The following is a 21,662-nucleotide window of genomic DNA, read 5'->3' on the forward strand; positions in this document are numbered from 1 at the left end:
GAGAATAACTAAACGAATGCCATTAACTAACAACCAATAATTGTCGAGAATCCGAATTCTCTCTTTAATTTGTAAAAAATTTTAAAATCTTATTTCCTTTCACCTGCTCTTATCGAACGCATACGCCAATGACGCCTACCGCTCCGCCTAAAACTCAAAATTACACTGGCCCGTTGCTCATCATCGGTGCTCTTTTCTTCGTTTTTGGCTTCGTTACATGGGTCAACAGCGTGTTGATTGCTTTTTTCAAGCAGGCCTTCAATTTAAGTACGGTCGGCTCTAATCTGGTTGCCTTTGCCTTTTTCATTTCCTACACGCTGATGGCCATTCCCTCGTCCGCCTTGTTGAAACGGACAGGCTTCAAAAACGGCATGTCGATGGGACTACTGATCATGGCCGTCGGTACTATTATTTTCGTACCGGCTGCCAAAGCCGTTTCATACCCCCTGTTTCTGGTGGGTTTGTTCCTGATCGGTATTGGCCTGACAGTACTGCAAACAGCTTCGAACCCATACGCAACGATTTTGGGACCTCGCGAAAGTGCCGCCCAGCGGATTAGTTTCATGGGCGTTGCCAACAAGCTGGCGGGCATATGCAGCCAATTTATTTTTGGTGGACTGCTGCTCACAGGTGCCAACGCAGTTTCGGGAGCGGCCACGCTGGAAAAGGTAGTGACGCCGTACATGATCCTTACCGGTGTACTCATCGTGCTGGCGGTTCTAATCCGTTATTCGAATTTGCCTGAAGTGTCAGAAGAACAGGACGACGCCCCGGCTGAACTAACCGCGCGGACCAGCGTCGGCCAATTCCCGAATCTGGTATTGGGCGTGGCAGCCATCTTTTGCTATGTGGGTGCCGAGGTTATTGCCGGCGATACCATTATCAACTATGGCAAGGCTATGGGCTTCAGCAATGACGAAGCCAAATACTTTACGACTTACACTCTGTACGGACTGCTGGCCGGCTACATACTTGGCATCGTGGCAATTCCCAAATACATTTCGCAACAAATGGCACTGCGTGTTGGCTCCATTCTGGCCCTGATTTTAACCACGGGGGCTATCCTGACCGACGGATTCACGTCTATCTTGTGTGTCGCTTTATTGGGTTTTGCCATTTCGCCGATGTGGCCTGCCATATGGCCGCTGGCGCTGAACCGCCTGGGCAAGTTTACTAAAATTGGTTCGGCTTTGCTGATTATGGGGATATCGGGTGGTGCTTTACTACCCTTGCTGCATGGTTATTTGACCGATACCGTTAGCGCCAAAATGGCCTATGCTCTGTTATTGCCCCTATTTGGTTATATCCTGTACTACGCAGTGATTGGTCATAAGAAGGCAAACTGGTAAAACAATGATTCTTCAGTAAAATGCCCGATGTGGGAGGATATAAAGAACCTGGACATACAACCTTTAGCACCAATCTCGGCGATGGCTTAGTGGTTGTTCGCCATGTCCTGGCTCTGATTTGTGACCAATGTGGGGAGACAACAAAACAGCCCAGCAATTGGAAGGCATCGCACGAGAGGTACGTTAGAAAAAACATCAATTAGAAGTATTATCGCTTTGACTCCATCAGTTGATTCAAATCCCAAAAAGGTATCCACTCCCGGCCGTATCTGCCTTTTTGGCGAACATCAGGATTATTTAGGGTTGCCTGTTATTGCAGCAGCTATATCCCGACGTATTCAGGTAGCCGCTCATCGCGTAGATCAGCAAGGATTCCGGCTGAATTTGCCGGATATCAATGACACCGTTAACATTACATTCGACGGTCAGGAAGTTCCTTACCCACAAATCCGGGACTATTTCCGTTCGGCCGTAAATGTGCTGCTACGGGAGGGATTCACCTTTTCGAAAGGAATTGAAGGCGAGGTACACGGCAATATTCCCATTAACTCGGGTACTTCAAGCTCGTCGGCCCTGCTGGTTTCCTGGCTCGATATATTGACCCAATTATCTGATCAATCAACGCAGTTGCCTGCCGAACAGATAGCAGAGCTGGCTTATGTAGCCGAAGTACTAGAGTTTGGCGAGCCCGGCGGTATGATGGACCATTACTCCACGGCAGTTGGTAACGTCATTTACCTGGAGTCGCAGCCTAAAATCCGGCTGGAAAAGCTTACCCCGCCCCTGGGTACGTTTGTCCTGGGCGATTCGCAGGAGCCAAAAGATACGATTGGGATTCTGAAGCGGGTAAAGGTCGGCATGCTCGACATCATCCAGCGTTTAAAAATCATCAATCCGTCATTCACTCTCGAAACCTCAGACCTGACGGAGGTGTCAGAGTTCAAAGATTTTCTAACGAAAGATGAGTTTATTCTCCTAAAAGGCAACCTTTCGAACCGCGACATTCTGCGGGATGCGCTGTCGATGTTGCGGGCGTCGAACAACGCCCGGGAGACCTTCGATCACGTTCGGTTTGGCCAGATGTTGAACGACCACCAGGCCAATTTACGCGATGCGCAACGCATTTCGACGCCCAAAATAAACCGAATGATCGATGCGGCTCTTACAGCGGGTGCCCTGGGCGGTAAAATTAATGGTTCGGGTGGTGGCGGCTGTATGTTTGTCTACGCGCCACAAAAGTCTGAAGAAGTGGCCGAAGCCATTGAACGGGAAGGTGGTAAAGCATTTGTCATCAACGTTGCCGAAGGAACTACGATAACCAGCGAATAGGCAATAGCGTTGGTTAGATCACAACGAATGAATAGCTTAACAAAAACTAATGATTAAACCGCTGCCAGTTGTTGTTTAACAACGTCTATCCCACGGGTTATCTCAGCGTCGAAGTCGGTCCAGTTACATTCCAGTGACAAGCCTCCCCGGTACTTTATCTGTTTCAAGGCGCGGAAATAAGGCTTAAAATCGTCCCCTTTCACGCCCGGAGCCGTTCGACTTTGTTTTTCGGCCAGATGACAATGCACGATATATTGTCCGTATTTGACGATTTCTTCTGGCTTTTCATCTTCCCTGAGCATGTGGTAAATGTCGCACTGCAACCGAAACCAGGGATTATTGACCGCCTGAATAATATCCACGCCTTCGGACAAGCTATTGATAAAATTCGTTTCGCCCCGATTGAGCGGCTCTACGGCCAATGTAACTCCGTATTTTTCGGCAATGGGAGCCATTTTTTGACACAGGGTGATATGCTGGGCTTTAGCTTTATCCCTATCAAAGCCTTCTGGAATAAATCGGGAGCCGCCACTACCGAATACAATATTTTTAGAACCAAATTCCTTCGCCCGTCGAAGCGCCAGATCGGCCCGCTCCAAAATAGCTTCGTGGTGAATATCCGGCCCTACCGACTTCAGTTTTCCGGGAAAAAAGTAAATGTATGATCGAACAGGCACCTTTTCCTCTTTCAGCATCAACCGGTTTTTCTCAAATTGACTGTCTCCCTCGTCTGGTATCAGAAACCGACCCACACTTTCTTCAACAAAAGAATATCCTAATTGCTTCAGTAAATCGGCCTTATCGTAGGAGGTACAAACGCCTAATGGCAAGGATAACCCGGTAGAGGACGCCGTATGGCCAAGTGCATCAAAAGCGGTCAGGCCAGCCAATACACGAGTGGTACACTTAATAAAATTTCTTCTTGAAGCAGAAGTTCCCAGTTGCATACGAGCCAGTGAAGTACAACCTGCTAAAGGAAACAGTTTTCTTTAACTACTACGAAATTTATTTTACCGGTCTTTAGGCCTGCATAGTGTAAGTCGACAATTCACTCATCTTCCAACCGGCTATAGATACCTAAGATGTGTATGATAAAACAGCTCGGAAGAGGACTTTTCCGGGACACACGGTGAAACGGGCACATGCTTTCTCAACGAACATTAGCGGCTCGCTGAGCCGGAAACCAGGAAGTCAGAATGGTCATCACAATGGCTAACACGCCTGTCAGCAGAATATCGCCGGTGTCCAGGCGTACGGGATAGGAATCGACAATTGAACTTTCTGTACCCATGCGGATAAAGCCGTAACGTTCCTGCGCCAGGCAGATGCCAACTCCCAGTATCAGACCGGCAAAGGCCCCGGTCAAGGCAATGATGGCCCCTTCTGTCAGAAAAATCCGGCGTACCATAGGCCGGGTAGCACCCAATGCATACAAAATTCGGATATCCGCTTTTTTCTCGATGACCAGCATAGAAAGCGAGAAGAATATATTGATAGATGCGACAAGAATGATGAATCCGAGCGTCAGGGCGGTAAACAACTTTTCGACCCGTATCGCCCTGTACAGATCAACATTTAGGTCATCCCGACTTTGTACAATCAGCTTATCACCAACCGCATCCTGAAGCGCTTGTTTCACCTCGACTTCGTTGGTTCCGGGACGAAGCTGAATTTCGAGACTCGTCACTTCGTCGGGCTGATAGCCAAACAAGGTTTGTGCGGAGGCAATGGGGGCCAGTACAAAGTTGTCGTACTTCGACTCAATAAAAAACACGCCCGCAACCGTAAACGCTTCGCGGTTAAACGCATCGGGATTGAGCACACTAAACGACTGCCCGCTTTGTGGGTACAAGATTTCGAGGGGTGTCAGAATATCAATTGGGGATACGCTGAGGTCACTACGAACGCCATCCGCAACAATGGCATAGTTAACGCCCTGCCGCCGAAGCAGTAATTTTCCTTCCAGCAAAGCTGAGTCAAGCTGCTGACGCTGAAGATAATTATCATCGACACCCTTCAGCCGAACAACGGTCTGCGCATTGCCATAGCGAGCCAGTGCATTATCCTGAGCAACGGTCGTCAGCAGGTTTACGCCCGGTATCTGTTGCAGTCGTTTTTTCAGGGCGGTTGTTGCTAAAAATCGCTTTCCCTGTTTCGGCGCAATGGTCATATCAGCCTCAAACGTCCTGAAGATCTGCTTGTTTAACTCCTCCATCCCATTAAACACAGAAAGTACCACCACCAGCGCCATCGTACCAACACCCACACCAAGCATTGATAAAATAGACAGCCAGCTGATAAAACTGCGTTTTTTACGAGAGAGGAAGTAACGACGGGCAATCCAGGCGGGGAGATTCATAGATAGTAACTAGTGGAGTAAGTGAAGTGGTGAAGAAGTCATGAGCTGGCTTTTACCAACTTCACGACTTCACTCAATTCCTACCTACTCATCATCTTCATCTTCCGCCGGGGCGGGAGGAATATCGAGGCCGGAGAAAAGTTTATCCATCTTGTCGGCGTAATCGGCCGTATCGTCCAGAAAGAAATGTAATTCAGGAACAATGCGTAACTGATGGCGCACCCGGTCGCCCAGGTGTTGTCGAAGCACTTTACCTTTCTCCTGAATGGTCTCCAGCAACAACTGCTTATTTTTGGTAGCCAGAAAACTAAGGTATACCCGCGCAACGCTCAAATCGGGCGATATACGCACGCTGGTGACCGTGATAAAGGCCCCGTTAAATAAATGTGGCACGTCGCGCTGGAAGATTTCACTCAAATCTTTCTGGAGCTGCCGGGATACTTTCTGCTGTCGTTTCGATTCCATACTATCGGTACTTGGGTACTAAACTGAACGGTCCAACGTGCTGAATGGTTTACAGTCCGCAGGACCTCTGTACTGCAAATATCCGCCCATTTTTCCGTTCTGCCGAAATTGCCTTTAATTTTACCGTTGGCTATCGGTAGGGCAAGCTACTTTTCGTGCCGATCGGTCCCAGTATTTCCGAAAATTATTAACTGCTTTACTGCATTTTGCTAAGTTTTTTCAAATCGTATTTCCCGTATCAGTATGTCAGTCTGCTGGGCTTATTACTGCTCATTCGGCTGCCCTTATTATTACACCCCTTTCCGCTGCTGATTCCTGAGCTAAACTGGATGCTTGTTGGAGAGCAAATGAGCCAGGGAAATTTACTATATCGAGACATCTGGGATAGCATAAGTCCGCTTTCGGCACTGGTCTATTGGGGTATCAACAGCGTCTTCGGCCGGTCACCTCTGGTACTTCATGCAGCCGCCACACTGGTTTCCGTATTCCAGATCGTTTATTTCAACTACCTGACTAACAACCGGGACGTGTACCCGGACCGCTCGTTCTGGCCGGGGCTTATCTATATGTTATTCATGCATCTCTCCTTCGACTGCCTCACGCTTTCGCCGGTATTGATGTCAACGAGTTTTCTACTATTGGCCTTTGGTACACTGATCCGGCAAATGGAACGGCGGGGGGCTACCGACGAAGTGTTTGAAGTAGGGTTTTACATTGGCATTGCGGCCCTGTTTTATCTACCTTCGGCTCTGTTCATTTTGTGGGCCATTCTCTCACTGCTGTTCTATACGGGTGCTACTTTCCGGCAGTATTCCCTGTCCTTATTCGGCTTTTTATTTCCTTTTGCGGCCACGGTACTGTTCTATTATCTGAGCGATAGCCTCGATGATTTCAATAGAAACCTGCTGTCATCGGTATTTCGGGTCCGGCAGTACTCACTCTCTGACTTCAAATCGCTGATCGCTTCGCTATTTATTCCACTTGGGTTGGGAATATTAGGTTTTCTGAGCCTGTTCAACCGGTCAGGGCGCTACGTGAATTTCCAGCAACGGGTGCAGCAGATCATGGCAATCTGGTCTGTTTTTGCCTTTCTGACCATTGGTTTAATGCCTTTTTTGGCACCGATGGTCTTTCTAAGCTTTGTACCGCCAATGGCTTACTTTGCTTTTTTTTACTTTGAAAACATCCGAAAAGGCTGGCTGGCCGAAATCACATTTCTGATTGCGTTTTCGCTTATGCTTCTTCTGTTTTATCAGGGCTCACTGGGGCTGATTCCTGGTTCCAACCTGGGTCGTTTGAGCAGCTTACAAGTACAACCTTCCCCTTTACCCAACAACATTACAAACAAACGTGTGCTGATTATTGGCGAAGACCTGAGCGCTTATCGCCAAAATAAGTTAGCAACGCCCTATTTAAACTGGGATCTGGCGAAGTATGACCTTAAAAATCTGGACAATTACGAATCCGTTATCAATGTATTCGACCATTTTCGGCAAGATCCGCCCGACTATATCATTGACCGGGAAGATGTAGTGGAAAAGCTATTTCAACGCGCTCCGGCTCTATTTCTGCAGTACGAAAAAACGGCTACGCCCGGTGTATACAAGCGTAAATAAGGTACCATTTCCAACGTAAGGTTGCTGACGCTCCAAAAAAATCGTAAATCGTACTTCCCTAACTCGTACATCTCTATGGCTGCGTCCTTTACCAATAAGCGTACAAACCTGTATATCTTTTTGAGTGCGGTATTTCTGACAAATGCCCTAATTGCCGAAATTATCGGTGTCAAAATCTTTTCGGCCGAAACCTTACTTGGTACCAGCCCCGCCCAGATTCATCTCTTTGGTGATTTTATCCTTGACTTTAACCTTACCGCCGGGGCGGTCATCTGGCCTTTTGTGTTCATCACCTCCGATATTATCAATGAGTACTACGGAAAAGCGGGTGTTCGCCGGATTTCATTCCTGACGGCAGGCTTCGTTGCGTATAGTTTTCTGATCATCTATGCCGTTACATCGCTCCCACCGGCCCAATTCTGGCTGGATGTAAATGCGAAAGACAACGCTGGCAATGCCATCAATATAAACAACGCCTTTCAAATGATTTTCCGTCAGGGACTCGGTATCATTATTGGCTCACTTACCGCCTTTCTGATCGGGCAGATTCTAGATGTGTATGTGTTCCATTCGCTCCGCAAGATTACGGGCAGCCGACAGATTTGGCTCCGAGCTACCGGCTCAACGCTCGTTTCGCAACTGGTCGACTCATTTGTGGTGCTCGGCATTGCATTTTACGTGTTCGGAAACTGGTCACTCACCCAGGTGCTCGCGGTGGGCATTATCAACTACATATATAAGGCAACAACGGCCGTTATCCTGACGCCTTTGCTGTATGTAGCTCATTACTTCATTGACCGCTATCTGGGCAAAGAACACGCGGAGGAACTGGCCAACGAATCGGCTATGAGTTCGTTCATGTAGGCCTTAGTACCGCCCCCCGGGCTTCCGCCGGTTCAGGTTTGTTTCCTGGTCCATCAGCGGCAACTGATTCGGGCGTTGGGTAAGGCCCGTTGTATCGGTCAATGCGTTCAGAAAAGCGACAACGGCTTTTTGTTCCGCAGGAGTCAGGTTAAGGGGCGCTTCGGGCAACGTCTGCCCGTCGAGCGGTATTCCAATACCCCGGCCACCGCCCCGGTTGTAAAAGTCAACAACCTGTTCCAGTCTTTTATAGACCCCGTTATGCATGTACGGTGCCGTAAGCGCCACGTTGCGGACGGTTGGCGTTTTGAAGGCAAAGCGGTGGATATCTTTCTGATACGTTGCGAACCTCCCAACATCCGTATCGAGCCGGGCATTACGAGTTTTAGGGGAACGGGGAACGCCTATAATTTCGCTTTCCGTTTTTTCGTAGTGGGGTGGCACAAAGCCGTTAAAAATGGGGAAGAAATGGCAGGTTGCGCAGCGCGCTTTCCCCATAAAAAGATTAAATCCCCGCTTTTCCTCCTCCGATAACGCCACCGAATCGCCCCGTAGGTAGCGGTCCGGGCGGGCGTTTAGCCCGGTAAGGCTGCGGATGTACGCGGCCAGCGAATTCCGGACGGCTGGAGCGGTTAATCCGTTTGGGAAAGCCTCTGCAAACATTTTCCGGTATGCTGTACTTGTTGCTAACTTCGAAACGACCTCGTCTGGTGATGTTCGCATCTCATGCGCGTTACTCAACACATCATGTGCCTGATCTTCGAGGTAAAGCGCACGGGAGTCATAAAACTGGACATTTTGCAGACCGGCATTGATCAGTGTCGGAGCATTCCGGAGCACCTGCTTTCGACCCTTGAACGAACGGCTTCGAACTTGTCCGTCCGTAAAGGCCCGCTCTGGCTGGTGACATGATGCGCAACTACGAGCATTATTCCCGGATAACAGTGGGTCGAAAAACAAAAGCCGGCCCAGCGCGACTTTTTGGGGAGTGCTGACAAAATCACCAAAATTTATCAGGTGATCCGGCCGAAATGCCCCGATATCGGAAAGTGTCGCTACCGCTGGCGACAAAAATCGATTACGCGCCCCGGCAGGAATGTGCAGGCTCTGACGTGCTTGCGTTAAAGCCCGGCAGAGCGGATACAGCTGTTGCCGGATAAACGATACCCTATTAAACGCGTCGAAGTCTGTAACCCCTTCCAACGCCCGAATAGCCTCCTCCCACTGATCATCTAACTGAGCCGACATTGCGTTGGGCAGTTGACTGGCGTAAGGTCGAAAGGCGCTCTGTAGTGTCGCTAGGCTTACAGCGGCCTCCGCCAAACCCGTTCGCACTTCCGGGGCATCGTAGCCAGTAATGCCAAGGGCAATTATCCGGAAGAGTTGGTGCTGAATGGCGGTCAGTATATCGGCGTCGCTTAGCTTGCCTTCGGGAATACCTTGTTCGAGACGGGTTGAATAAGTCAGTAGAGTGGTCAGTTCGCGGGTGAGTTCGGCTTTGCGGGTGGGGCTGTAATCCGCAAACAGGTACGTTTCTACAACTTGCAGCCCCGATGGCAGAATGGGTGTCTGCCCCAACTCATTTCCCTCTACTTCTACCACCGGCGGACCGTTGACGTGACTCGCTAGAAACGGCTGGTAGTACTCCAGCAACCACTCGATTCGCTTGTACGCTAACCGACTGCGCCTGAAAGCGGCCTTCAGCGAATCGTCTGGCGCATTAGTTGCCACATAGGCAGTCAATTGTTCTATCTGCTGATGAAACCGGGTGTTATCAACCAAAAACTGACGATAAACGGCTGCTACGTCGCTGTTGAGCGCCTTCTGTTTAGGCAGAAACGCCACCAGAATCCCCGCAACAATGAACAAACGCAGTAGTCTAAACATAGTAAACGACCGTAGTATGCAGTTTAGAAGGCACTTAATTAATCGTTCTACGCCAGTTATCCAGCAACACGGCCGTAGCAATACCAACATTGAGTGATTCGGCATCGCCAAAGCGCGGGATTGTTACCCGCTGGGTAACAAACGTACCTACTTCCGGCCGGATACCGTTCGATTCATTACCCATCACCAGATAACCCGAAGCATCAAACCCGAGCGAGTGTACATCTTCACCATCCAGAAACGCCCCGTATACGGCACTGGTAGCCTGAGCCAGCACCTGAGTAATGTCGCCGTACCACCAGTTAACTCGGGTAAAGGAGCCTTTACTGGCCGAAATAACTTTGGGATTATACACATCTGCCGTGGTTTCGGAACACAAAATCTTGCGTACGCCGTACCAGTCGGCAATACGCAGAATGGTACCGAGGTTGCCAGGATCTCGAATATCATCTAAAATCAGGGCAATCTCATTGAGACCCGCCAATAGTGGACGGTTCTCTTTCGTTCTGACCACAGCAAGCGCAGCATTGTTACTTTCGAGGGTTCCGGCTCGCTCCAGTTCAGCCACTGATGTAATTTCGACAGGCGTTCGTTGGTGGTCTGTCAGGTGTGCGTTTTCTTTGTAGAATCCTTCGGTCGCTACAACCAGTTCCGTCTGGAAATCGGATTGTAGTACTTCCTGAACGCTTTTGGCTCCTTCAACCAGAAATGCGCCATGCTGCTGCCGGTATTTTTTCTGGTGCAGCGACTGAATATATTTAAGTTGATTTTTAGAAAGCATGAGAAATAGGTATGATACAGGCTGTAGGGTGTCTGATTGGTTTGCGGGCTATACATCATATACCATACATCATACATCCCGATTAAGCTTACTCTTTCTGGTTATTTCTTTATCGGGCTGCCTGAGTTCCAGCCAGCTGCGTAATAATGGATACATCCTCACGTCTCATGGTGTGCGGGGCAACAAGACGATTCCAGATGAGGACCTGATTAGCCTGGTTCCCCAAAAACCGAATCGGCGATTACTTGGACTACCCATCACAACCCAGTTGTGGCTGTATCAATGGGGAGCACGCCGATACAACCGCGAAGCAGCTATCCGGGAATTACAGGCCAAAACTAATGAATTTGAACAGCAAAGCCAGCTGATAGCTGATCAGCCCCGAGAGCTAAAAAAGCTCAACCGACGCTATGGCCGTCAATTAAAACGCCTTCGTCAGAAAGCCGAAGAGGGGAACTGGGTTATGCGTAATCTGGGTGAACCGCCCTCCTATTTTTCCGATAAAGATGCACAGGCCAACGCCGTTAAAATGCAAAAGTACCTTTCTGACAAAGGTTTTTTTAATGCAAAAACGGGCTACGAACTTGATACGTTGCGCCGTAGTCAGGTTAGGGTGAACTACCTCATTAATGAGAATGCGGGCTTTTACCTTCGCAATATCGTGTATGAAATTGCCGATCCGCGTGTCGACTCCATTGTTCGGCAATCATTCGACAAATCCCTGCTTCATACCGGCGACCGGTTCGACTTCAGTAACATGTCGGGAGAGAAAGTGCGTATCGAGACACTACTGCGTGATCAGGGTTACTACGCTTTCTCCCGTCAGTATATTCGGGCTACGGATGTCGACACCGTACGCCGGGGAAATGACCGACGTTTCTTTAACGGTCTCGAACCCGGCGATTCGCTACGGCGTAATGTTGATGTAGTTCTCCAGATTATAAACCCGCCGGGTTTATCGGCACACCCTATTTACCAGATTGGTGACGTTGAAGTACGTATAAGCCCCGATGAAACACAACCAGCCGCTGCCCGCGCGGCTCTGGATACCATCAGACGGGACGGCATTACTTATCTGCTGGGTGGCCGTGACATTTCGACCCGGCTTTTAAGTTCGAAAGTACTCCTGCGGCCGGGTCAACTGTATAATCAAACTAACTACCGCGACACCCAACGGCAACTGTTTCTGTTGAATCAGTTTAAGTTTGTCAACCTCAACTTTACCGATACCACCAACCGACGGCTGCGCACGCTCATTACGGCCACACCACTTGACAAGTACGAAGCCACGGCGGAAGGCGGTGTTACGGTTCTTTATCAGGGCCAGGGTGGTTATCCGGGTGGATTTGGCAGCCTGATTTTCCGGGTTCGCAATCTGTTTGGCGGTTTGGAAACCTTTGAAACGACCGTACGCTTTGGTATCGAGGCCCAGACAGGTTTTGTGACCAGTGCCAACAGCAACCGGTATGTATACGATTCGAAGGAGTTGGGCATCATCAGTTCCGTTACCTTCCCGCAGATTCTCTTTCCGGGACGGGCACGATTTGTTTTCAGTCGTGCCAATCCTCGTACGCAGGTCAGCTTGAGTTACAATAACACCCTGCGTCCTGACTTCCGGCGATCATTGCTACGCGCCACGATGGCCTACAACTGGCAACCCAGCCCGGTTAAGCAGTTCAGTTTTTTCATTGCGGACATTAACCTCATTAATGCCAATTTCGATACGGAGCTGGGGCCACTTTTTAAACAGCAATTAGACTCTTTGGGCAAACTAGGCAATACAATTGGGTTGAGTTTCAGACGTTCTTTCGCATCCGGCCTTAGCTTTGCGTATACCTACAATACCAATACTGTCGGGCAGAACAAGCGGGCTAATTTCCTGCGTACAGTCGTTGAATCAGGCGGGACAACACTTAACTTATTTAGAAACTATCAGTTGCGCGAGTTCTTCAAAACAACGGATTCAACTGGTTTACAGTACTATAAATACATACGCGTTAACGCCGACTTCAGGCATTACGTCCCACTTAATGCACATACCACACTGGCTTTCCGCCTAAATACCGGTTTGGTTTACAGTTACGGTTCTAACCGGACAGCTCCTTACGAAAAGTTATTCTTCGCTGGAGGCAGCAACAGCCTGCGCGCCTGGTTACCCCGCCGTTTAGGCCCCGGTGCCGACTACCCGCAGCCATCGGCATCCGACCCTACTCAACCGGCCATCAAGTCAGGAACGGATCAATTTTTATACACCTTCGAAAAACCGGGCGATATGCTCATTGAAGGTTCAGCGGAGTTACGGGGTCGCTTGTTCCGACTCGGCTTCGCCGATATCAATGGGGCCGCATTTATTGATTTCGGCAATGTATGGCGCTTGCCATACAGTAATGCCAATGCCAGAGGCATATTCAGATTCGATTCATTCGTCCCCCAAATCGCCGTTGGTACAGGCGTAGGGCTGCGCTTCGACTTCTCGTTCTTTATTATCCGCTTCGATGGAGGTATTAAAGTTTGGGACCCGGCCCGGCAGTATATAGACGGCGACAAAGGCCCGGTAGACAAGCGATTCCTGCTTCGCGAGTTTTCACTCGGCAAACTCTCCAGCGGCCCCAACCCTTTGATTATAAACTTCGGTATTGGTTACCCTTTTTAGTTAATGTTTAATCATTATTGGTTATTGAGTTATTCGTTAAGCGTAGAAGGTGTACTTATGCGCGAATACCCAGTAACAATCAACAATTAACCATCCTTAAGGTATTTTAACGCCGGAATCCTGCCAAAATGACAGCACTATCGGGGCTTTCTTTGTAATTTTGCAAAAAAAGTCGTCGGTCAATAGTCAATAGTCTCCTTCACAGGCTTTTTCACTATCGACCGGCGCCTATGGACTCTCTATTTATGACGCTCATACCTGAACTAACCATACTGCAACCTGACGATAAAGAGCACATCGACTTACCCCGTACGCTGGAAGATGAGTTAGCGGTTGGTAAGAAACGACTGTATATCGAAAGCTACGGTTGCCAGATGAACTTTGCCGACAGTGAGATCGTCGCAGCTGTGATGCGGAATGCCGGTTATGCCACTACCTCATCGGCCGACGAAGCTGATGTGATTTTTCTGAATACCTGCGCCATCCGCGACAATGCCGAACAGAAAGTCCGGCACCGGCTCAAGCACCTTACCGGTCTGAAACGCCAGAAACCTGAACTTCTGGTTGGGATGCTCGGCTGCATGGCCGAACGGTTGAAGACCAAACTGCTCGAAGAAGAAAAAGTGGTCGACATCGTAGCAGGGCCCGATGCCTACCGCGATATTCCGAAGTTGGTTGAAGAAGCCGAATCGGGCCAGAAGGCCGTTAACGTGTTCCTGTCCCGCGAAGAAACCTATGCCGACATTTCGCCAATACGGCTGAATTCGAACGGTGTTACAGCTTTTGTGTCCATTATGCGCGGCTGCGACAACATGTGCAGTTTCTGCGTAGTACCGTTTACTCGTGGCCGCGAACGCAGCCGTGACCCCTTTAGCATTGTTCGTGAAGCACAGGACCTCTTTGACCAGGGCTACCGTGAAGTGACCCTGCTCGGGCAAAATGTGGATAGTTATAAATGGGAAGGAGTCGTATTAGGAGCGAGGACGGGGCCGCCCGGCGGTGAGGAGCGAGGAGAAGAGGATGCGTCAGCAACTCCTCACCGCCGGGCGGCCCCGTCCTCGCTCCTCACTCCTAATACTAACATTACCACCTTCGCGCACCTGCTCGAAATGGTGGCTCAGATACATCCAGATCTTCGGGTGCGTTTTTCGACCTCGCACCCAAAAGATATTACGGACGACGTGCTGCATACCATGGCCCGGTACGACAACATCTGCAACTACATCCATTTGCCTGCGCAAAGCGGAAATAGCCGGGTATTGAAACTAATGAACCGGACCTACGACCGCCCCTGGTACATTGGTAAAATTGACCGCATCCGGGAAATTCTGGGAGAAGACTGCGGCATTTCGACCGATATGATTTCGGGATTCTGCACCGAAACCGAAGACGAACATCAGGATTCGTTATCGCTCATGGACTACGTGCATTACGACTACGCCTACATGTTCGCTTACTCTGAACGTCCAGGTACGCTGGCGGCAAAAAAATATGCGGACGACATTCCGGAAGATGTCAAGAAGCGTCGTCTGAACGAGATCATTGCCCGACAGCTAACACACTCGGCTGCACGCAACCAACGACATATTGGCCAGGTGCAGCGTGTATTGATCGAAGGAACGTCCAAACGATCCGACGACTTCCTTTGTGGTCGGAATGACCAGAACAAGATGGTCGTTTTTCCGAAAGGTAACCACCAGAAAGGCCAGTACGTCAATGTATTAGTGACGGAGTGTACGTCAGCAACGCTGCGGGGCGAGGTAGTTAATGCATAATGAAGAATGGGTAATGGATAATGAATAACGCTGTCAAGCTAGTTTTTTAGTATCCATTACCCATTACTCATTGTCCATTATTCATTAGAGGCAGTTATGAATCAACAGGAAATTCAAAGCGTTAAACAGCGCTTCGGCATAATCGGTAATGCGTCCGGCCTTAACTACGCCATTAACGTGGCCATGCAGGTATCGGCAACGGACCTCACCGTGCTCATTACGGGCGAAAGTGGAAGTGGTAAAGAATCGTTTTCAAAGATAATCCATAGCCTGAGCGCCCGTAAACATGGTCAGTTTATTGCCATCAACTGCGGAGCCATTCCAGAAGGTACCATCGACTCCGAACTGTTTGGTCATGAAAAGGGCTCATTTACCGGTGCAGTAGACTCCCGGAAAGGCTATTTCGAAACCACCAACGGGGGAACCATCTTTCTCGACGAAATCGGCGAAATGCCCTTGGGTACCCAGGCCCGACTCCTGCGTGTACTTGAAAATGGGGAATTTATCCGCGTAGGTTCATCCAAGACACAAAAGACGGATGTGCGGGTTGTGGCGGCCACAAACGTAAATCTGATGGAAGCGGTTGAGAAGGGCAAGTTTCGGGAAGACCTATATTACCGGCTCAATACGGTCCCTATCTTTGTCCCGCCCCTCCGCGAACGCGGCAACGACATCGAGCTGCTGTTTCGTAAGTTCACCACCGATTTCGCCGAACGTTACCGAATTAAACCGCTTCAGCTTACCGAAGGAGCCAAGCAGGTACTGATCAGTTACCCGTTTCCGGGTAATATTCGTCAGTTGAAGAATATCGCCGAGCAGGTGTCTATCCTTGAGTCGGAGCAGAACAAACCCATCGAAGCCGAGACGTTGTCAAAATACCTGCCTCAACCGCAGCAAAGTAACCGGACCTTAGCCTTGTTTCCACAGGCTAATGGAGGAAATGGTGCCGACAATTTCTCCGAACGAGATCTGCTTTATAAAGTTTTGTTCGACATGCGCCGGGATGTGAACGATCTGAAAAAGCTCGTTCGCGACGTCCTGATGGGCAACGAACAGGACAGCGATCATATCCTGCATACACATAAAGACCTGTTCGACTCCATTTCACCTGATGGTGACAACCGGCCGTTAACCGATACCAACATTACGCGTCTGCTACCGGCCGTTAATGGTACAATTCGAACGGATACCCCTCCGCCCCGAACGGCTGTGCCACCTTCCGAAACCTACGGCAGTCACCCGCCTGTACAGATTTTCGATGATGTTGACGGCGACATCAACGACTTAACCGAAGTGGAAGATGTTACGCACGAAACCGAAGAAGACGACTCGCTCTCGCTCGAACGCCAGGAGAAAGAAATGATATTAAAAGCCCTCCGGCGCAACAATAACAAACGGAAATACGCTGCTCAGGCACTCGGCATCTCGGAGCGCACGTTATACCGGAAAATCAAACAGTATGAAATTGATGAAGAATAATTTTCTAATGAATAATGGAAAATGGATAGTGAATAATCCTAAGGGGTGGATGTCGTTTTTGTTTTATACATTATTCATTCTCCATTGTACATTATTCCTTTCCTCCTGCGGAGTGTATTCATTCACGGGCACGACCCTTTCACCCGATATTAAAACGGTTACTGTAAATAATTTTGTGCTGGCTACAGCGGGCGGCCCGGCCAACCTGCCCCTGACGTTTAATGAAAAACTGAAAGAATATTACCAGCGGTATACCAGCTTAAAAGTTGTCCCGAACAACGGCGATATGGTACTGGAAGGTAATATTACGGGGTATGACCTGCTGGCCGTTGCTCCAACAGCTCAGGACCAGGCGGGCGTTAACCGACTACAGATCACTGTGTTGGCTCGGTTCTACAACAATAAAGACGAAAGCAAGAATTTCGAACAATCCTTTTCCTTTTATCAGGACTTCCCGCAGGGGCAAACATTAAGTCAAAATGAAAGCCGTCTGGTGCCGAAAATTTTGGACCAGATTGTACTAGATATATTTAATAAAACAGCGGCCGACTGGTAAAAAGTTACCATCCGCACGAATGATTTACGCAGTAATGAAGTACTTTCGCATGGTTGTTCTTCGGCAAAGTCTGCGAAAGCAACTCACCAATATAAACTGTAAATCGTAACTTAATTCGTGCTTCCACTCGACAAAGAAACATTTTCGTATTGGGTCACTCACCCCGATGACCTTGCCCCTACCGACTTCACTCAACTTCAGGAAAGTCTGGCCGTATATCCCTACTGCCAAACCTTGCATACATTGACCGCTAAGGCCGCGTCGATTCATCAACGGGGCCAAGCTGTATCTTATGTGCGGCTAGCAGCAGCGCACGCCTTAAGCCGTAATGCCCTCCGAAAGTTAATCGACAACGAATTTCAGTGGTCCGAAAACCTACTGACTAAGTTGAATGAACTGTCGGCCAAACATGTTCCAATTCCCGACGATTATCAGCAGGAAAGTTATGCACTTTTTAAATCGAGAGTGGGCCTGAGCAACGGCTTTCCTAAATTGGCGCTCTTACAACTACCCAGCCAGTACGACGGCTCTGCAGCTAAAGAACAAACAGAAACTCTTCCCACAATACCAACACCTGAAGACCCTACACTGGTCGAAGCAAATTTGAAAAATGACCTTGAACAGATTGCAGAAGCGGCACCCAGCCAACCCATTCTCTCTGCAGCTGATATTGAACGCCAACGTCAACTTGATCTGATTGACAGCTTTATAAAGAAAGAACCTCGCATATCGCCAGTACGTGTCAAGCCGGGCGAAGTGCTTGAACAGGAAGATTTGACGAAGCGTAACAAGCCTGTTGTGGGTAGCCTGGTGACAGAAAGTTTTGCCAAAATTCTTGAGAAGCAGGGTAAAATAGATAAGGCTGTCGAAATCTATAAGAAGCTGATGGTGAAAAACCCAGAAAAAAACGCGTACTTTGCGGCAAAAATCAGTGAATTAAAAAACGCAGCAGAGGGATCAACTGAGTCTTAACTAACTGCTGGCACCTATTTTGTATTTACTCTTAACTGTTTAACGCACCGGCGACCCGGTGACAACCGAATTCATGGTAACGGCAACTATTGTCATCATTTGTATCCTCACCGTTCTTCTGATTCTTATCGTACTTGTTCAGAACTCAAAAGGCGGAGGACTGGCCGGCGAATTTGGAGGCTTAGGCTCTAACCAACTCATGGGCGTAAAGAAAACCACCGATCTGCTCGAGCAGATCACGTGGGGTCTTGGCATCGGCGTTATGGTGCTGTCGATGGCATCGTACATCATGATCGATCGTAATCAGGCTACCGGCATCAACAGTGCAAACGTAGATCGTGCACAAACACAAACCTTACCGGGCGCTGCCGCCCCAACACCTGCCCCGAGTGCAGCAAATGGTGCGGCTCCAAGTCAGGCAGTTCCAGGTGCAGCCACACCCGGAGCTTCTACTTCGGCGTTAACGCCCCAGAAGTAACGTTTGGCAAAAACGACAAAAACACAAAAAGCCATACCTTTTCGGGTATGGCTTTTTGTGTTTTTGTTCACTAGGCCACAGCCTGGGCCAGTAACTGGCGGGCAATAGGTAATAACGTTTCCTGTACAGGGTATAATCTTTTGCTTTCCAGCATAAACGTTGCCGGATTAGGCATATGCCGGTGACGACGAATCAAATCAAGTTTAATGTTCTCGAAGGTGTTAGCCAGACTTTTCCGGACAGCCTCTACGAAGCGTAGTTGAATCAAACGACCACCCGGCTCCTGGTCTGAGTACAACGTCATGCAGAAGTAGTAAACCTGCATTTCAGCCTGATTACTGGCGTGTAAAAAAAGATAACCTTCTTCTGGCCTCAGGGGCAGCAGACCCACCGGCGCTAACGTCAGCGATTTGGCAATATCGGCCCATCGCTGCTGGCCCTCGGTTAGCATGGCCTGAAAACGGGGCAGGGCAAAATCCATTATGGCATCCATCTCTGCCATTAATGCAGAGTCCGTTACCTCGGATTTATATTCGATTCTGGGCGGTGGACCAGTAACTCGGCTGACACGTTTGGGGAACGCAGCATTTAACGTACCTTTGCCCCTCGAAAAATGAATACCAGCGTTGTAATGGCTGCGTAATTCAGGTAAATCCGGCCAAAGTTTGTGTTCTACAAAGTTCTGCTGAACAGCCTGTAGGTATGCCAAGACGACATATTTCTGATATTCGGCATCAAGCCAATTTTGCGTAAACCAGTCGGGTTGTAATTTTTTCATAAACTGTAAAAATTCATTCTCAGGTATATGCTTTTGTTAAACTAACAAACAGGCGGCAAACTGCCAAATTCTATACGCTCAATTTGCTAAGGCAACCGAAGGAAATTTAGCTAAAGATGAGAATGGCAGTATGTCAGGCAGAAACCTGAAAATTTGGCAGTTTACGGCATTGGCACAGTAATTGGCGGTCCAGAATCGTCGTGTACGTAAAAACACAAACAGTTTAAAACCTTAATCAACTCATTATCATGGTAGCAGAAACGGAAAGCGTTAAAGTAAACGTGAAACCGCTGGCCGACCGGGTGCTGGTAGAAGCAGCCCCTGCCGAAGAAAAAACCTCGTTTGGTATTATTATCCCAGACACGGCAAAAGAAAAACCCCAGCGTGGTACGGTCGTCGCCGTTGGTGCAGGCAAGAAAGATGAGCCTCTTACGGTTCAGGTGGGCGACACAGTTTTGTATGGCAAATATGCTGGTACAGAAATCACTGTCGATGGTAAAGAATACCTCATCATGCGTGAATCAGACATTTTCGCAATCCTTTAATCTTAATGAATAATGTTTAATGTACAATGTACGATGGAGTTAAGACTCTGATGTACATAAGCAGGCGGCATTATCCATTCTCCATTTTACATTATTCATTCCTTTAAAACAATGGCTAAGAAAATATTCTTTGATACCGAAGCGCGTGAGCGTATCAAGAAGGGCGTCGATACCCTTGCCGATGCAGTTAAAGTTACTCTCGGACCAAAAGGCCGGAACGTTATCCTGGATAAAAAATTCGGTTCGCCAGTTATCACCAAAGATGGTGTAACAGTAGCCAAAGAAATTGAACTGAAGGACGCCATGGAAAACATGGGTGCTCAGTTGGTAAAAGAAGTAGCTTCCAAAACCGCTGATTCGGCTGGTGATGGTACGACTACAGCTACTGTATTAGCCCAGGCGATCTACTCGATTGGTGCGAAAAACGTAGCTGCCGGTGCTAACCCAATGGATCTGAAGCGTGGTATTGATAAGGCTGTTATTGCCGTTGTTAAAAACTTGGCAGAGCAGGCACAAACCATTGGTGATGATTTCGGTAAAATCGAACAGGTAGCTACCATCTCGGCTAACCACGATGAAGAAATCGGTACAATGATCGCCGAAGCCATGAAAAAAGTTGGCAAAGAAGGCGTTATCACGGTTGAAGAAGCACGCGGTACCGAAACGGAAGTTAAGACTGTAGAAGGTATGCAGTTTGACCGTGGTTACCTGTCTCCCTACTTCGTGACGAACACCGAGAAAATGGAAGTTGAACTGGAGCGTCCGTTCATCCTGATTTCGGAAAAGAAAGTATCGTCGATGAAAGAGCTGCTTCCCGTTCTGGAGCAAGTTGCTCAAACCGGCCGTCCGTTGCTGATCATTGCTGAAGATGTTGACGGCGAAGCACTCGCTACGCTGGTAGTTAACAAAATCCGGGGTGCCCTGAAAGTAGCTGCTGTTAAAGCTCCTGGCTTCGGCGACCGTCGGAAGGCTATGCTGGAAGACATCGCTATCTTAACGGGTGGTCAGGTTATCAGCGAAGAGCGCGGTTTCAAACTGGAAAACGCTTCCATCGAGTACCTGGGCCAGGCTGAGAAAATCCTGATCGACAAAGACAATACAACTATTGTCAATGGTGTTGGTGAAAAAGAAAATATCGCGGGCCGCGTAAACCAGATCAAAGCCCAGATCGAAAACACAACGTCAGACTACGATCGCGAGAAATTGCAGGAGCGTCTGGCCAAACTGTCGGGTGGTGTAGCTATCCTCTACATCGGTGCTGCAACCGAAGTAGAAATGAAAGAAAAGAAAGATCGCGTTGACGACGCCCTGCACGCAACCCGCGCAGCCGTGGAAGAAGGTATCGTAACTGGTGGTGGTATTGCGCTGATCCGCGCGATCTCCTCGCTGGACGGCATCACGACGATCAACGAAGACGAGAAAACCGGTGTTAACATCATCCGTGTTGCCCTCGAGTCGCCACTGCGTACGATTGTTGCCAACGCCGGTGGTGAAGGTTCGGTTATCGTAAACAAAGTGAAAGATGGTCAGGGTGGCTTCGGCTACAACGCCAAGAACGATACGTTCGAAGATCTGTTCACCGCCGGTGTCATCGATCCGAAGAAAGTAACTCGTCTTGCGCTGGAAAACGCAGCATCTATCGCAGGTCTGTTGCTGACAACCGAGTGTGTGATTGCTGACGAGCCGGAAGAAGCTCCAGCCGGTGGTGGCCACGGTCACCCAGGCGGTGGCATGGGCGGCATGATGTAATCTGAACCGCGTTTTTTTTTGATTTTAAGG

General features: G+C 48.9%; 19 protein-coding genes. 13 read left to right on the forward strand and 6 right to left on the reverse strand.

What is annotated here, in order from left to right; all coding sequences use genetic code 11:
- Positions 1–128 precede the first annotated feature (128 nt).
- The 3 genes from NT073_RS23760 to NT073_RS23770 are packed head-to-tail and all read left to right on the forward strand — an operon-like array spanning position 129 to position 2,678.
- Positions 129–1,349 (forward strand): sugar MFS transporter, encoded by a 1,221-nt coding sequence (locus NT073_RS23760; RefSeq protein WP_297378653.1) that lies wholly within the window; start codon positions 129–131, stop codon positions 1,347–1,349.
- Positions 1,350–1,369: 20 nt separating this feature from the next.
- A complete protein-coding gene (locus NT073_RS23765) occupies positions 1,370–1,552 on the forward strand; it encodes a YgiT-type zinc finger protein (RefSeq protein ID WP_297378655.1) in 183 nt (60 codons plus the stop codon).
- Between the two features lie 13 nt (positions 1,553–1,565).
- The gene (locus tag NT073_RS23770) at positions 1,566–2,678 is read left to right on the forward strand and encodes a galactokinase family protein (protein WP_297378657.1); all 1,113 of its coding nucleotides are present in this window, start codon (positions 1,566–1,568) and stop codon (positions 2,676–2,678) included.
- A gap of 53 nt (positions 2,679–2,731) precedes the next feature.
- Here NT073_RS23770 and NT073_RS23775 read toward each other — a convergent pair whose 3' ends face one another.
- The 3 genes from NT073_RS23775 to rbfA form a co-directional block, all read right to left on the reverse strand.
- Entirely contained in the window at positions 2,732–3,625 is an 894-nt protein-coding gene (locus NT073_RS23775) for a sugar phosphate isomerase/epimerase family protein (RefSeq protein WP_297378660.1), read from the reverse strand.
- Positions 3,626–3,828: 203 nt separating this feature from the next.
- Positions 3,829–5,037 (reverse strand): ABC transporter permease, encoded by a 1,209-nt coding sequence (locus tag NT073_RS23780; protein WP_297378662.1) that lies wholly within the window; start codon positions 5,035–5,037, stop codon positions 3,829–3,831.
- 84 nt (positions 5,038–5,121) lie between these two features.
- Positions 5,122–5,502, reverse strand: a complete 381-nt coding sequence (gene rbfA, locus NT073_RS23785) for a 30S ribosome-binding factor RbfA (protein WP_012925600.1) — start codon at positions 5,500–5,502, stop codon at positions 5,122–5,124.
- A gap of 206 nt (positions 5,503–5,708) precedes the next feature.
- On the opposite strand from rbfA, the gene NT073_RS23790 reads away from it, so the two are divergent.
- Both NT073_RS23790 and NT073_RS23795 read left to right on the forward strand, forming a co-directional pair.
- Positions 5,709–7,118 (forward strand): hypothetical protein, encoded by a 1,410-nt coding sequence (locus NT073_RS23790; RefSeq protein WP_297378665.1) that lies wholly within the window; start codon positions 5,709–5,711, stop codon positions 7,116–7,118.
- A 75-nt stretch (positions 7,119–7,193) separates the two neighbouring features.
- Complete coding sequence (locus NT073_RS23795; protein WP_297378667.1) at positions 7,194–7,982, forward strand: queuosine precursor transporter; 789 nt, start codon at positions 7,194–7,196, stop codon at positions 7,980–7,982.
- A 3-nt stretch (positions 7,983–7,985) separates the two neighbouring features.
- On the opposite strand, the gene NT073_RS23800 is transcribed toward NT073_RS23795, so the two are convergent.
- Complete coding sequence (locus tag NT073_RS23800) at positions 7,986–9,866, reverse strand: cytochrome c peroxidase (protein WP_297378669.1); 1,881 nt, start codon at positions 9,864–9,866, stop codon at positions 7,986–7,988.
- Positions 9,867–9,900: 34 nt separating this feature from the next.
- On the reverse strand, positions 9,901–10,647 hold the full coding sequence (locus NT073_RS23805; RefSeq protein WP_297378671.1) for an RNA methyltransferase: 747 nt from the start codon (positions 10,645–10,647) through the stop codon (positions 9,901–9,903).
- A 28-nt stretch (positions 10,648–10,675) separates the two neighbouring features.
- On the opposite strand from NT073_RS23805, the gene NT073_RS23810 reads away from it, so the two are divergent.
- From NT073_RS23810 to secG, 6 genes are all read left to right on the forward strand, one after another.
- Entirely contained in the window at positions 10,676–13,300 is a 2,625-nt protein-coding gene (locus NT073_RS23810; RefSeq protein ID WP_366107745.1) for a BamA/TamA family outer membrane protein, read from the forward strand.
- 245 nt (positions 13,301–13,545) lie between these two features.
- Positions 13,546–15,075, forward strand: coding sequence for a MiaB/RimO family radical SAM methylthiotransferase (locus NT073_RS23815; protein ID WP_297380258.1), 1,530 nt, complete (start codon positions 13,546–13,548; stop codon positions 15,073–15,075).
- A 96-nt stretch (positions 15,076–15,171) separates the two neighbouring features.
- Positions 15,172–16,554, forward strand: a complete 1,383-nt coding sequence (locus NT073_RS23820; protein WP_297378676.1) for a sigma-54 dependent transcriptional regulator — start codon at positions 15,172–15,174, stop codon at positions 16,552–16,554.
- A gap of 112 nt (positions 16,555–16,666) precedes the next feature.
- The gene (lptE, locus tag NT073_RS23825; protein ID WP_366107746.1) at positions 16,667–17,110 is read left to right on the forward strand and encodes an LPS assembly lipoprotein LptE; all 444 of its coding nucleotides are present in this window, start codon (positions 16,667–16,669) and stop codon (positions 17,108–17,110) included.
- Between the two features lie 117 nt (positions 17,111–17,227).
- Positions 17,228–18,082 carry a hypothetical protein gene (locus NT073_RS23830; RefSeq protein ID WP_297378680.1) on the forward strand — a complete coding sequence of 285 codons (855 nt, stop codon included), beginning with the start codon at positions 17,228–17,230 and terminating at the stop codon, positions 18,080–18,082.
- A 73-nt stretch (positions 18,083–18,155) separates the two neighbouring features.
- Positions 18,156–18,560 carry a preprotein translocase subunit SecG gene (gene secG / locus NT073_RS23835; protein WP_297378682.1) on the forward strand — a complete coding sequence of 135 codons (405 nt, stop codon included), beginning with the start codon at positions 18,156–18,158 and terminating at the stop codon, positions 18,558–18,560.
- Between the two features lie 70 nt (positions 18,561–18,630).
- On the opposite strand, the gene NT073_RS23840 is transcribed toward secG, so the two are convergent.
- The gene (locus tag NT073_RS23840; RefSeq protein WP_297378684.1) at positions 18,631–19,338 is read right to left on the reverse strand and encodes a hypothetical protein; all 708 of its coding nucleotides are present in this window, start codon (positions 19,336–19,338) and stop codon (positions 18,631–18,633) included.
- 248 nt (positions 19,339–19,586) lie between these two features.
- On the opposite strand from NT073_RS23840, the gene NT073_RS23845 reads away from it, so the two are divergent.
- Positions 19,587–19,883, forward strand: a complete 297-nt coding sequence (locus NT073_RS23845) for a co-chaperone GroES (protein WP_012925587.1) — start codon at positions 19,587–19,589, stop codon at positions 19,881–19,883.
- Between the two features lie 111 nt (positions 19,884–19,994).
- Positions 19,995–21,632, forward strand: coding sequence for a chaperonin GroEL (gene groL / locus NT073_RS23850; protein ID WP_297378691.1), 1,638 nt, complete (start codon positions 19,995–19,997; stop codon positions 21,630–21,632).
- The last annotated feature ends 30 nt before the right edge of the window (positions 21,633–21,662 follow it).

It is taken from the genome of Spirosoma sp. (assembly GCF_026391055.1).
GTDB lineage: Bacteria > Bacteroidota > Bacteroidia > Cytophagales > Spirosomataceae > Spirosoma.

Excerpts from the sequence above, each read along its gene's own strand:
- NT073_RS23760 (WP_297378653.1), top strand. The coding sequence starts at position 129 with ATGACGCCTACCGCTCCGCCTAAAACTCAAAATTACACTGGCCCGTTG.
- NT073_RS23765 (WP_297378655.1), top strand. The coding sequence starts at position 1,370 with ATGCCCGATGTGGGAGGATATAAAGAACCTGGACATACAACCTTTAGC.
- NT073_RS23775 (WP_297378660.1), bottom strand. The coding sequence starts at position 3,625 with ATGCAACTGGGAACTTCTGCTTCAAGAAGAAATTTTATTAAGTGTACC.
- NT073_RS23780 (WP_297378662.1), bottom strand. The coding sequence starts at position 5,037 with ATGAATCTCCCCGCCTGGATTGCCCGTCGTTACTTCCTCTCTCGTAAA.
- rbfA (WP_012925600.1), bottom strand. The coding sequence starts at position 5,502 with ATGGAATCGAAACGACAGCAGAAAGTATCCCGGCAGCTCCAGAAAGAT.
- NT073_RS23795 (WP_297378667.1), top strand. The coding sequence starts at position 7,194 with ATGGCTGCGTCCTTTACCAATAAGCGTACAAACCTGTATATCTTTTTG.
- NT073_RS23800 (WP_297378669.1), bottom strand. The coding sequence starts at position 9,866 with ATGTTTAGACTACTGCGTTTGTTCATTGTTGCGGGGATTCTGGTGGCG.
- NT073_RS23805 (WP_297378671.1), bottom strand. The coding sequence starts at position 10,647 with ATGCTTTCTAAAAATCAACTTAAATATATTCAGTCGCTGCACCAGAAA.
- NT073_RS23815 (WP_297380258.1), top strand. The coding sequence starts at position 13,546 with ATGACGCTCATACCTGAACTAACCATACTGCAACCTGACGATAAAGAG.
- NT073_RS23820 (WP_297378676.1), top strand. The coding sequence starts at position 15,172 with ATGAATCAACAGGAAATTCAAAGCGTTAAACAGCGCTTCGGCATAATC.
- secG (WP_297378682.1), top strand. The coding sequence starts at position 18,156 with ATGGTAACGGCAACTATTGTCATCATTTGTATCCTCACCGTTCTTCTG.
- NT073_RS23840 (WP_297378684.1), bottom strand. The coding sequence starts at position 19,338 with ATGAAAAAATTACAACCCGACTGGTTTACGCAAAATTGGCTTGATGCC.
- NT073_RS23845 (WP_012925587.1), top strand. The coding sequence starts at position 19,587 with ATGGTAGCAGAAACGGAAAGCGTTAAAGTAAACGTGAAACCGCTGGCC.
- groL (WP_297378691.1), top strand. The coding sequence starts at position 19,995 with ATGGCTAAGAAAATATTCTTTGATACCGAAGCGCGTGAGCGTATCAAG.